This window comes from uncultured Sulfuricurvum sp., assembly GCF_937936435.1.
In the GTDB taxonomy this organism is placed as follows: domain Bacteria; phylum Campylobacterota; class Campylobacteria; order Campylobacterales; family Sulfurimonadaceae; genus Sulfuricurvum.
Map to the genome: position 1 here is coordinate 41,944 of NZ_CALDDG010000037.1, position 11,966 is coordinate 53,909.

11 protein-coding genes are annotated in these 11,966 nt (G+C 45.0%); 6 read left to right on the forward strand and 5 right to left on the reverse strand.

Annotated features, from left to right (window positions below; translation table 11 throughout):
• Window positions 1-18: 18 nt before the first annotated feature.
• Complete coding sequence (locus Q0389_RS04615) at window positions 19-1,548, reverse strand: flagellin B (protein WP_298692087.1); 1,530 nt, start codon at window positions 1,546-1,548, stop codon at window positions 19-21.
• A 176-nt stretch (window positions 1,549-1,724) separates the two neighbouring features.
• The gene (locus tag Q0389_RS04620; protein WP_298692088.1) at window positions 1,725-3,245 is read right to left on the reverse strand and encodes a flagellin B; all 1,521 of its coding nucleotides are present in this window, start codon (window positions 3,243-3,245) and stop codon (window positions 1,725-1,727) included.
• A gap of 156 nt (window positions 3,246-3,401) precedes the next feature.
• On the opposite strand from Q0389_RS04620, the gene topA reads away from it, so the two are divergent.
• From topA to Q0389_RS04640, 4 genes are read left to right on the forward strand one after another with little or no spacing between them, the layout of a single operon-like run.
• Complete coding sequence (gene topA / locus Q0389_RS04625) at window positions 3,402-5,618, forward strand: type I DNA topoisomerase (protein WP_298692090.1); 2,217 nt, start codon at window positions 3,402-3,404, stop codon at window positions 5,616-5,618.
• Entirely contained in the window at window positions 5,615-6,130 is a 516-nt protein-coding gene (locus Q0389_RS04630; protein WP_298692092.1) for a metallophosphoesterase, read from the forward strand. Before topA ends, Q0389_RS04630 begins: the two co-directional genes overlap by 4 nt.
• A gap of 4 nt (window positions 6,131-6,134) precedes the next feature.
• Window positions 6,135-6,986 carry a biotin synthase gene (locus Q0389_RS04635; protein WP_298692094.1) on the forward strand — a complete coding sequence of 284 codons (852 nt, stop codon included), beginning with the start codon at window positions 6,135-6,137 and terminating at the stop codon, window positions 6,984-6,986.
• 34 nt (window positions 6,987-7,020) lie between these two features.
• Complete coding sequence (locus Q0389_RS04640) at window positions 7,021-7,377, forward strand: AMMECR1 domain-containing protein (protein WP_298692096.1); 357 nt, start codon at window positions 7,021-7,023, stop codon at window positions 7,375-7,377.
• Here Q0389_RS04640 and Q0389_RS04645 read toward each other — a convergent pair.
• The gene (locus tag Q0389_RS04645; RefSeq protein WP_298692098.1) at window positions 7,358-8,311 is read right to left on the reverse strand and encodes an NAD(P)-binding domain-containing protein; all 954 of its coding nucleotides are present in this window, start codon (window positions 8,309-8,311) and stop codon (window positions 7,358-7,360) included. The genes Q0389_RS04640 and Q0389_RS04645 overlap by 20 nt on opposite strands.
• A 109-nt stretch (window positions 8,312-8,420) precedes the next feature.
• On the opposite strand from Q0389_RS04645, the gene Q0389_RS04650 reads away from it, so the two are divergent.
• Window positions 8,421-8,753, forward strand: a complete 333-nt coding sequence (locus Q0389_RS04650; RefSeq protein ID WP_298692100.1) for a hypothetical protein — start codon at window positions 8,421-8,423, stop codon at window positions 8,751-8,753.
• 79 nt (window positions 8,754-8,832) lie between these two features.
• A complete protein-coding gene (locus tag Q0389_RS04655; protein WP_298692101.1) occupies window positions 8,833-9,882 on the forward strand; it encodes an OmpA family protein in 1,050 nt (349 codons plus the stop codon).
• Window positions 9,883-9,923: 41 nt separating this feature from the next.
• On the opposite strand, the gene msrA is transcribed toward Q0389_RS04655, so the two are convergent.
• The gene (msrA, locus tag Q0389_RS04660; RefSeq protein WP_298692225.1) at window positions 9,924-10,448 is read right to left on the reverse strand and encodes a peptide-methionine (S)-S-oxide reductase MsrA; all 525 of its coding nucleotides are present in this window, start codon (window positions 10,446-10,448) and stop codon (window positions 9,924-9,926) included.
• A gap of 85 nt (window positions 10,449-10,533) precedes the next feature.
• The gene (locus Q0389_RS04665) at window positions 10,534-11,598 is read right to left on the reverse strand and encodes an SO_0444 family Cu/Zn efflux transporter (RefSeq protein ID WP_298692103.1); all 1,065 of its coding nucleotides are present in this window, start codon (window positions 11,596-11,598) and stop codon (window positions 10,534-10,536) included.
• Between the last annotated feature and the right edge of the window lie 368 nt (window positions 11,599-11,966).

An 11,966-nucleotide genomic window follows, 5' to 3' on the forward strand; every position in this document is an offset into this window, starting at 1 on the left:
AGCTTTATCGAAAAAAATCTATTGGAGAAGTTTAAGAACGTTCTGTTGCACCGCGTTTGCCTGCGACATGGCATACGAACCAGACTGAGCGAGAATATTGTATTTTGAGAAATTTGCAGATTCTTCTGCGAAATCGACATCACGGATTTGCGATTCTGCCGATTTGACGTTAACCTGAGTTACCGAAATATTGTTCACGATGGATGTCAGCTGATTTTGAACCGATCCCATATCCGCACGTACCTGATCGAGACGTTGAATCGCAGCATCGGCAATTTTCATAACCGCCATCGCACCTTTCAACGTTGTAACACCTGCTCCTCGTTGAGTACCAATATTCGCAATATTACCGTTTGCATTAAATCCCATAGCACTGGCCATATCCGCACTAATCGGTCCACCAATATCACGGAGATTTGAAGTTGCCTGTGCAGAACCGTTTAAAGCTTGCGTCACAGAAGTACCTACTCCGCCGCTCACTATAATATCGGCAGCTCCAACACGTGTTAACGTCAATCGCCCTCCGTTAAAATCTGAGTTGCTTGTCGTGCTTCCGCCGATTCCGATCATTTGATTCATATTCGTCGACGAAGATCCGATAACGCCGGATGCTGTTATTTGAATAGCGCGTCCGTCACGGCTGGTAAGAACCAAATGACCACGGCTATCCGTACTGGCTTCGACACCGGTTGTTTCTTTAAAATTGTTAATCGCTGCGATCAGGACGCCGTTCGCATCATTCGGATCGTCAACTTTAATCGTACCGATAGTGACACCGTTGATTTTCAATCCGGTGATCGTACCGGTTGCGATCGCAGATGAACCGGTAGTAATAACCTGATAACTGGCTTGAATACCGCCGAGCATATCCGAGTTTTTATTGATAACTTCTGCGAGAACCCCGATCCCTTCACCGGCATTGGTTCCGATCGTTACCGATTCAAGCGTATAGTCATTGACACCGTCAACGTTTTTAAACGTCATCGATACTCCGGTAGCAGCCGCAGTAATAATGCTGGATGTTTCAAAACGGGCGTTACCGATTTTATCCGAAGAAGTTGCACCGATAGAGATATTCACTGACTGATTGGAATATGCGCCGACTTGAAATTCTTTATTCGTAAATGAACCGGAAAGAAGCGATTGTCCGTTGAACGACGTTGTTTTAGCGATATTATCCAAAGATTCCATCAAACGTTTGATGTCTGATTGAAGTGCGTTACGTGACTGAGTCGTTTGACCGTCTTGTGCCGCTTGTGTCGCTTTAACTTTGATCGTATCGAGAATTTTGATCTGCTCGTCCATCGCTTTATCGGCGACTTGGATCATACTGATACCGTCGTTCGCATTTGAAATCGCTTGACCTAGTGCCGAAGCTTGTGAGCGCAGAGAGTCTGCAATCGCCATCCCGGAAGCATCGTCAGCGGCCGTATTGATACGGAGACCTGAAGAGAGTTTAGAGAGTGAACTGTCCAAACTACGGTTATTCATTGCGGCATTAGTATGCGCACTCATTGCGGCAATATTAGTATTGATTCGAAAACCCATGATAAATCCTTAGGTGTTTTTTGCAGTCCATGCAATAGTAAAACTATCCCTAAGCAAAAGGTATTCCAAAAATTATATTTATAAGGGAGAAAAGAAAAAAAGATGTGAGAAAAGGCACCCGCGAGATACGGGTACCTGAAAAACGTTCCTATCTACTCTATGGTAGATTAACCGAACTATTGTAGCAATCTTAGAACGTTTTGTTGTACAGAGTTCGCTTGAGACATAGCATAAGAGCCAGACTGAGCAAGAATACTGTATTTAGAGAAGTTTGCAGATTCTGCCGCAAAATCGACATCACGGATTTGTGATTCCGCCGATTTGACGTTAACCTGTGTAACCGAAATATTATTCACAGTTGAAACCAACGCATTTTGTACAGAACCGAGATCTGAACGAACTTGGTCAAGACGTTGGATCGCAGCATCGGCAATTTTCATAACCGCCATTGCACCTTTCAACGTTGTAACCCCTGCTCCGATTTTAGCACCGATATTGATCGCATTTACGTTCGCATTAACACCCATTGCACTCGCTTGATCCGCAGTAAATTGACCGCCGATACTTCGTAAGTTAACCGTTGCCTCTGCAGAACCTGTAATAGCAGTATTAACGTTTGTTGCAGCAGCGCCTGAAGCACTGATAATAATATCAGCCGCACCGACACGGGTCAATGTCAAACGCCCATAGTTTTCAACTTTGTCAGCTGTACCGCTAGTTGCATTTGCAGTATTAAGCCCTGTTACAGAACCCATTCCTGTACCGGAGATTTGAATTCCGCGACCGTCACGACTGGTAAGAACCAAATGACCACGGCTATCTGTACTTGCTTCGACGCCTGTAGTATCTTTAAAGTTGTTAATAGCTGCTACCAATACACCGTTTGCATCATTGTTATCTTCGACTTTAATCGTACCGATAGTAACGCCGTTGATTTTCAATCCGGTGATCGTACCGGTTGCAATTGCTTGAGTACCGGTTGAAACAACCTGAACGCTCGCTTGAATTCCGCCAAGCATATCAGAGTTTTTATTGATAACTTCAGCCAATGCACCAAGCCCTTCTCCCGCGTCGGTTCCGATAGTAACCGATTCAAGAGTATAGTCATTGACACCGTCAACATTTTTAAATTTCAAAGTTACGGCACCGCTTGCAGTGATCGCATCCGTTGTTTCGAAACGGGCATTCCCGATTTTGTCAGATGATGTCGCACCGATAGATACACCTACCGTTTGGTTAGAGTACGCACCTACTTGGAACTCTTTATTGGTAAATGAACCCGAAAGAAGCGATTGTCCGTTGAACGATGTTGTTTTAGCGATATTGTCCAATGATTCCATAAGACGTTTGATATCCGCTTGAAGTGCATTACGAGACTGGGTTGTTTGACCGTCTTGTGCCGCTTGTGTCGCTTTGACTTTGATCGTATCCAAAATTTTAAGCTGCTCATCCATCGCTTTATCGGCGACTTGAATCATACTGATACCATCGTTCGCATTCGAAATGGCTTGTCCAAGAGTTGACGCTTGTGAGCGAAGAGAGTCTGCAATAGACATACCTGAAGCATCATCTGCAGCCGTATTGATACGGAGACCTGAAGAGAGTTTAGAGAGTGAACTATCCAAATTACGGTTATTAACCAATGCATTGGTATGTGCATTCATTGCCGCAATGTTAGTATTAATTTTGAAACCCATGATAAATCCTTTTATCGCAAGAGCTTTTTGCTCTTAAGTTAGTTCAGCGTCCTTGCTGTTAGAGACTATATCGGGACATAAAAGAAAAACTTTAACGGTTTTGTAAAAAAATTTGTTACACTTTCGCAATTCATCCATATATATAGGATTCACTTTTTGAAACTCATCATCGTCGAGTCTCCGGCCAAAGCCAAGACTATCAAAAACTTTCTCTCCAAAGATTACGAAGTGATCGCTTCCAAAGGACACATTCGGGATCTTCCGAAAAATCGCTTCGGGATCAAAATCGATAATGAAACCTTGATTCCCGAATATCGCATCAGCGAAGACAGTACCGCCACCGTCAAACAGATTCAGGAACTGGCTAAAAAATCAGATCAAATCTACATCGCGACCGACGAAGACCGCGAAGGAGAAGCGATCGGATGGCATATCGCCCATGCGATTGATAAAGATCCCGCTTCATTGCCGCGAATTGTGTTTCACGAAATCACTAAAAACGCTATCGTTCACGCTCTTGAAACTCCGCGTATCATTGATATGGATCGGGTCAATGCACAACAGGCACGCCGATTACTCGACCGTATCGTCGGGTATAAACTCTCGCCGCTGCTTGCCAATAAAATCCAAAAAGGGCTTTCCGCGGGACGGGTACAATCTTCTACCCTCAAAATCGTCGTCGACCGAGAACGCGAAATCCGTGCATTCGTTCCGGAAGAGTACTGGAGCATCGATACCCTGTTCAAAAAAGATATCGAAGCAACGCTTGTTATCTTTGAAAACGAAAAAATTGAAAAATTGACAATCAAAACGGCCGATGAAGCTGCACGAATCGTCAATATTCTCAAATCCGAATCTTTTAAAGTCGGTGAAATCGAAACGAAAGAGCGTAAATCTTCCACACCTCCGCCGTTTATGACCTCGACATTACAACAAACGGCCAGTTCCCAACTCGGGTTCTCTCCTAAAAAGACGATGATGGTAGCTCAAGCTCTGTATGAGGGGGTTAAAACACCCGAGGGGACATCAGGTGTCATCACCTATATGCGTACCGACTCTCTGAATCTTGCGACAGAAGCCGTCGAAGCGGCACGTGAGGTGATCCTAAGCCGCTATGGCAAAGAGTATCTGCCTGCACAGGCAAAAGTCTATACCAAAAAATCCAAAGGGGCACAGGAGGCGCACGAAGCGATCCGTCCGACAATGCTCGCTTTTACCCCTGAAGTAGCGGCAACCTACCTTAAGCCGGATGAGATCAAACTCTACCGTCTCATCTATAACCGCTTTTTAGCCTGTCAAATGAACGATGCAAAATTTGAGCAACAGAGCATTACATTTGAGAGTTCCAAAGCACAATTCCGTGCAACGGGACGCAAACTTCTGTTTGACGGGTTTTACCGTGTCATCGGAAGCGACGACAAAGATAAACTTCTTCCATCTTTGACAACAGGCGATTCCATTGATATCCAAAGCATCATCCCCGAACAGCACTTTACCGAACCGCCGGCGCGTTACTCCGAAGCGAGTCTGATCAAAAAACTCGAGAGTGAAGGGATCGGACGCCCTTCTACCTATGCACCGACGATCTCCACACTTCAGGCGCGCAATTACATCGACATCGAAAAACGGCAAATCATCCCTACCGAGATCGCCTTTACCGTAACCGAAATGCTTGAAAAAAACTTCGAAGAGATCGTCGATGCCTCCTTTACCGCTACTATGGAAGAGACGCTCGATGAAATCAGTGACGAAGGAAAATCGTGGCATAAAATCCTGCTCGACTTCTATTATCCGTTTATCGAAAAGATCGAAGCGGGAAAAACCAATATCGCCAGCCTCAAAATGGCAAAACCTCTCGGGCGCAACTGCCCGCAATGCGGCAGCGAATTACTGCTGCGTTCAGGACGTTTCGGAGAGTTTATCGCCTGCAGCGGATTTCCGAAGTGTAAATACACCGAACAAACCGAAGAGAACCAAAAAGAGAATCCGGCAACTCCGGATGAAGTGAGTGAAGAAGTATGTGATAAATGCGGCAGTCCGATGGTAGTCAAAAGCGGACGGAACGGGAAATTCCTCGCATGCAGCGCTTATCCGAAATGTAAAAACACCAAAACGCTTGCCGAACAAAAAACCTCCGAAGTTCCTTGTCCCGAATGCGGCGGAAAACTCTTGTGGCGTCAATCCCGCAGAGGAGCGTTTTGGGGATGCGAACACTATCCAAAATGTAAATTCATCTCCAAATTCGAACCGAGCGATAAAAAATGTCAGGTAGAAGGATGCGGCGGTGCCTTGGCTCCGCGGACATACCGTAACAAAGAGGTCTACGAGTGTGTCAAATGCAAAGACCGAACACCAAGGGAAACCGGTGAATGAAAATCGGTCTTCTCTCTGACACCCATACCAAAAAAGGGCGTTCCCAAAAAGTGATTGACCACCTCATCGCACAAGGGGCAGAGTTTTTAATCCATGCCGGAGATATCGTTCGACCGGAAATTCTCGACCAACTCAAAAACAGCGGCCTGCGTTATATCGCGGTATATGGAAACAATGATGCGAAACTCATTGAATATCACACCCAATATAATCTGGTTCAAGAACCCTATTATTTTAAACTAGACGGTGTCAATTTCAAACTGATGCATCTGCCGTTTTACATGAATGCGGACGCCGAAGTGATTATCTTCGGACATACCCATATTTTCGAATGCGATTTCAAAAACCGTACTCTGTTTCTAAACCCGGGTGAAGCCTGTGCACGGGACAAAGAGTTTTCGAGTTGTGCCATGTTGGAAACGACGGCAAAAACATTTCAGGTGACCCACTATTCCCGTCCGATCGGAAGCGACGATTTCGAAGAGCGACATTATTCGTTTGAAAGGCCATAACATTATGGGACAAAAGATTTTTCTCTGCTCTATCTGCAATATCAACAGCGGAACCTGTAACGAAGACTGCAAGTTCTGCTCGCAAAGCGTCAAATACAAAGCGGATATCGAACGCTATAAACAAAAGCCTCTCGATCAAATCATGGAAGAGGCCAGACGTCTCGAAGCACTGGGAGCACTCGGTTTTTGTCTCGTAACGGCCCAAAAAGGCTTAGACGATAAAACGCTGGAATTTGTCTGCACCGTAGCATCGGCGATCAAACGCGAAGTGCCCCGTCTGCGTCTGATCGCCTGTAACGGGACAGCGTCGTTGGAACAATTAAGCGAATTAAAACAAGCCGGTGTCGCCGCCTATAACCACAATCTTGAAACGAGCCGTGCTTTCTATCCCCAAGTTTGTACTACCCATCCGTGGGATGAACGGTATGAGACCTGTGAAAACGTCAATCGTTCGGGTCTAAAACTGATCAGCGGCGGAATTTTCGGAATGGGAGAGACGCCAGAAGACCGTATCAGTATGCTGGAATCTTTAAAAACGCTCAATCCGATCTCCGTGCCGTTAAATTTTTACCATCACAACCCGGCACTGCCGCTGCATCCTAATCCGCTGACAGTAGAGGAATCGCTCGATTTAATCACTTTAGCACGAAAAATTCTGGACAAAGCCGATCGGATTATGATTGCGGGGGGACGCGAAATCACCTTTAAAGAGCGCCAACACGAAATCTTTCAAGCGGGTGCCAACAGCATCGTTATCGGCAACTATCTTACGACTGCCGGCCGTGAAGCCCATGCCGATCTTATGATGCTTCAAGAGCTCGGATTTGAAATTGCTTCTTCACCTGAGGATAAGTGAGCTATAATAACGTAAAAGGGAGAGGAGGTAATCCGTGTCACAGTCGGTATTATTGACCATCGCCCGTCGTTCCATCGAAGAGGTATTGCAAGCCGAACTTTCGATTGAACGAGAAAAACTTCTCAGCGAGTACCCGATATTAAGTCAACCGATCGCCACAGAGGTGACTTTATATCTAGATAATAAAATACGTGGTAAAGCAAAAAGCGAAGAGCCGCAAAGAACTCTTTTGGACGACATTATCCATAATGCCAAAATAGCCGCATTTCAAGATGAGGATTTTGACCCTCTTGTTACTTCCGAATATCTGCATACGACGATCGAACTTACCCTCTTTACCGAAGAGGGGACACTCAGTCACAAAAGCGGCCCTATTTTGAAAGAGCCATAATATAGTGGGCAATCGCAAATCCGTGATTTAATCCCAAAGCAATGGAACCGCCTGATTCTTGCGTAATATCCCCCGCGACAAAAAGGCCGGGGATATTCGTCTGGTAATTTTCATCATGTACCGGTTTACCGTCTTCTTCACGAATACCGCTGCTTTGCAAAAAACCGCTCGGAGTCGTTCCTCCGATCGCATATACCAGCCGATCAAACACTTCAGCCTCGCGGTCCGAGAAGATCACTTTGATTTGTCCGCCTTCACTTTCAAGCTCCGTAATCTCCGTGTTTAGCAAAGGACGTACTTTTCCTGTATCAACGGCACGTTCGATATCGGCTTGGTTGGTAGGATTGGCACGGCGAAACGTTCCGCGACGGTAACAAATCGTAACATCGTTTCGTTCACACAGTTCTACGGCATATTCAATCGCCGAATCTCCACCGCCGACAACCATAATCTTTTCGCCGTTTCCGCATCCGTCCAACGTAAAATGGACCTGATTTTTGATTGAGGGCGGAATCTTGTAATCGGGTTTATTCGGTTTTCCCATCCGACCTATCGTCACTACGACATTTTTTGCACGAAGCGTCCCCCCGGCGATGAAAACATCAAATACATCATCTTGTTTGACGATTTTTTGTACTTCGGTATGCGTTTTTAATTCAACAACCTCATTATCGAGCAGTTGATCAAAAAAATCGAGAGTACTCTCTTTTGTCCCATCGACAAAATAGATCGTCCCGTCCAATTCGACCTTTTGCCCTTTCCAATCTTTATCTACCCGCTTGTTGTCTTTATAAAATTTTCGGATCGTAGCATTATGATTCTCGTCTTTTTCCAGCAATACGATATCGCGCATTCCTAGCGCGTAACTCTCAATCGCCGTCGCAATCCCAGCAGGTCCTGCGCCTATAATTGCCAATTGGTATGTATGTTCCATCAAGACTCCTCACTTTCTCAATCTAAACGCTGCCAAGTTGCAGAGAACCATTTAGAGATATACTTTATCACAAAGAGGGATAAAATCCGATTTATGCTATCATTTTCAAATGTACTATGTCATTCAACGTCACCACGGAGATATAAAAAAGCATTATCTTGCTTACACTGTTCCGCGGTATATCAGCTCAAATACCAGTCAAAATATTATTTTTGAATTTACCCAAAACGGTGTCGTAAAACGAAAATGGGCACCAAAAGAAGAAATTATCCTTCTAACGGATGATAAAGAACTCTTTCAAACCACGCTCGAAAAACTCGAAAGTCTCAAACGGACCCATCTGGAAAAAATTGATGCCGCAGAAGCACAATTGAACCACGAAATATCCGCATTACTGCAGACTATGAAATCCGAATTCGAGACCATCAAAAAAGGCTCGTAATTCGGCTCCTGCAACATTTTAATTACAATTGCATGTTATAATGACACCATCAACTAAACGTCTTAAGGAGACTTAGATTATGAAAAAAATAGCATTCTCTGCTTTGCTTGCCGCTACATTGCTGGGCGCAAGCGAATACAATTTCGAAATCAGCCCGATGGCGGGCTATGCGTTCCCTAGCGGACAGCATTTGGATGATCACGGTGTTTACGGTGCCGAGTTCCAATACAACGGTGTTGAATCTGATATCAAACCTGAATTGTCGGTTCTATACAGCAACGCCGATTACGACAACAGCAACCTCGATACCGATATTTTCCGTATGGCGTTAAACGGAGTTTATAACCTCACTCCAAGCAACGGCGTAACACCGTTTGTTAAAGCCGGTCTCGGATACGAAACAATGAGCGAACATGCATTCGACAATCATAACAGCGCATTTGCCGATGCGGGTGCAGGGCTAAAAATCGCCCTTGCGGAGCAAGTAGCGCTTAAACTCGAAGCGATCGATATGGTTAAATTCAATAACTATAGCTGGGACAACAACCTCCTAATCATGGCGGGTCTCTCTTTCGCGTTCGGCGAAAAAGCGCAACCGGCAGCACCCGTTGCCGCTGCACCTGAGCCAAAACCTGAACCGGTAGCCGCTCCGGCACCGAAACCGGCTCCTGCACCTGCACCGAAACCGGTTGTAGCGGCTCCGATTGATAGCGACGGAGACGGTGTATTTGATCCTCAGGACAAATGTCCGAACACTCCGGCAGGTTTCAAAGTAGATGTTGACGGATGTCCGTTAAAAGCGACTTTGCACCTTAATTTCTCTACCGATTCCGCTAAAGTGGATGCGGAAGGAACAGCAAAAGTTAACGAGTTTGCTACATTCTTAAAAGAAAGTCCTGCCTATAAAGCAAACATTGTCGGACATACCGACAGCACCGGATCAGACAAACATAACCAAAAACTTTCTGAAAAACGGGCAGAAAAAGTAAAAGCAATGCTTGTTGAAGACGGTGTAGCCGCAGAACGTTTAACATCTGAAGGGATGGGTGAGAAAATGCCTGTCGCTACAAACAAAACAAAAGCGGGACGTGCTGAAAATCGCCGTATCGAAGTGGAACTTTGCCAATAACGCTTTAACATTTCCCTCTGTCGAGGGAAATACTTTTCCTCTTACTCTCGTACTTTATCTCCAAACTTCATCATAAACTTTTGAATCTTCGGTGCAATCACCGCATAACAATACCCTTGCGTCGGATGCTCATTATAATAATTCTGATGATATGTTTCCGCCGGATAAAATGTCGGAGCCGCCGTCAATTCCGTAACTATCGGATCGTTCAGATTTTTTTGTGCTTCTGCAATCGATAGTTGCGCTTTCTCTTTCTGCGTTTCATTGTAATAATAAATGACGGATCGGTATTGCGTCCCGCGATCGGCCCCTTGCGCATTCAAGGTCGTCGGATCATGAATAGCCCAAAAGATATCCAATATCTCTTCATACGAAATCGTGTCGGGGTCGAAGGTGATTTCGACTACTTCCGCATGTCCTGTCGCACCGCTGCATACTTGCTCGTAACTCGGATTTTGACGTGCACCTCCGGCATATCCGCTGATGGCCGACTCAACTCCACGAACCCGATTATAGACGGCTTCGATACACCAAAAACATCCGCCGCCCAAAAGAGCTTTTTCTATTGCCTTCATCGGAATCCCTTTTTTTAGGAGGATTATCCGTTAATTTTACTATGGCTGTCTTGAGATATCGTATCTAACCAAAAGTTTAAGCACAACATGAACCGCCGCCGCACGAACTCTTCTTATTGCGGCGAAGCAGTATAAAGTTGTACGCAAGAAGGGTCAATAATATCCCCGCTCCAATATTCTCGATCCATCCGTTTTCTTCATGATGCATGATCATCGTTTTGAGACTCATGGGATCGAAAAACGTATCAAATATCATTCCGAATCCTACACTTCCTACAATAATACTCCCCAGATAAATAATCAAGGCTCGTGTGCCGAGCATCGATTTAACCACCCCCATCGTCACAGTATTGGTTGCCGGGCCGGCACTCAAAAAGACAAAAGCCGCTCCAGAAGAGACGCCCGCCAATATCAACGATGCTGCTATCGGAAGCGATGCAGTGGCACAGACATACATCGGAACGGCTATCGCTACGGCGATAAGATATCCCAGCCAAACGTTGTGGCTGAAATAATGACCCAAACTCTCAGGAATCATCATTGAGATAAAAGATCCGATCACCAATCCCCAAAACAGTGCGGTCGCAATTCCTCCCAATAGCGATACATAGCCGTAATAGAGTGCATTTTTAAGAGAAAATGGGCGTTTCACGGATTCAGATGGCGATTTGACCTGTATCGTATTTTGGAGGGGAACATTCGGAGAAAGCGAAAATTTCGGCGTAGCGACAACTTTCGGATCACTTCCTAAATTAGCGACGATTCCGGCAACTACGGCGATGATGCTTGACGTAACGACACGATAGAGAGTAAACGCCCAACCGAACATCCCATACGTAGCCAGAATCGAATCGATTCCGGTAATAGGGGTGGAAATTAAAAATGCGAGAACGGCGCCGTCTGATGAACCTTTGCGTTTTAATTCCGCGGCAAAAGGGATGACACTGCACGAGCAAAGCGGCAGAGGGATTCCAAAAAGGGTCGCCTTTAGGACAGACTTCGTATCTTTGGCACCCAATTGGCGTCCGATCCAACCTTCCGGGATCAATTCATGCAATACTCCCGCAATAAATAATCCTATAACGATATAAATTCCCATTGCCGCCGTCAAATTCCAAAACGATTCCCATAACGCTTCCATGGCTTTTTCCAGTTATTAAATTAATAATTATTATCGAATTATCCCCTTTTCATCTTTTGCTTTATTGAAATAGCGTAATTACTGCAATAACCTCGGGGTTAGTACAGTTATCGTTCAGTAACTATTTAAAGATACAATGACATTCAATTTATAAAAAGGAGAACCCGATGGACAAATTAACGCCATTTGAAAAAATGTTGCTTAAAAAACTACGCAAGTCTAAACGCGCCAGCTGGATGGTTGACTAAAACACTTTTTTTGCTCGCAAGAGCATCTGCTTTTCTGACGTTTTAATAATCTTCGCTTATTGACTTTATCCGCCACATAACGTATAATCCTCTATTATTCGTAGCAATATCTTTACTTAT

Bases quoted from the DNA above. Each gene is read 5' to 3' on its own strand.
- Q0389_RS04665 (WP_298692103.1), bottom strand. From the start codon at position 11,598: ATGGAAGCGTTATGGGAATCGTTTTGGAATTTGACGGCGGCAATGGGA.
- Q0389_RS04620 (WP_298692088.1), bottom strand. From the start codon at position 3,245: ATGGGTTTCAAAATTAATACTAACATTGCGGCAATGAATGCACATACC.
- Q0389_RS04645 (WP_298692098.1), bottom strand. From the start codon at position 8,311: ATGGAACATACATACCAATTGGCAATTATAGGCGCAGGACCTGCTGGG.
- Q0389_RS04655 (WP_298692101.1), top strand. From the start codon at position 8,833: ATGAAAAAAATAGCATTCTCTGCTTTGCTTGCCGCTACATTGCTGGGC.
- Q0389_RS04635 (WP_298692094.1), top strand. From the start codon at position 6,135: ATGGGACAAAAGATTTTTCTCTGCTCTATCTGCAATATCAACAGCGGA.
- Q0389_RS04615 (WP_298692087.1), bottom strand. From the start codon at position 1,548: ATGGGTTTTCGAATCAATACTAATATTGCCGCAATGAGTGCGCATACT.
- Q0389_RS04630 (WP_298692092.1), top strand. From the start codon at position 5,615: ATGAAAATCGGTCTTCTCTCTGACACCCATACCAAAAAAGGGCGTTCC.
- Q0389_RS04650 (WP_298692100.1), top strand. From the start codon at position 8,421: ATGTACTATGTCATTCAACGTCACCACGGAGATATAAAAAAGCATTAT.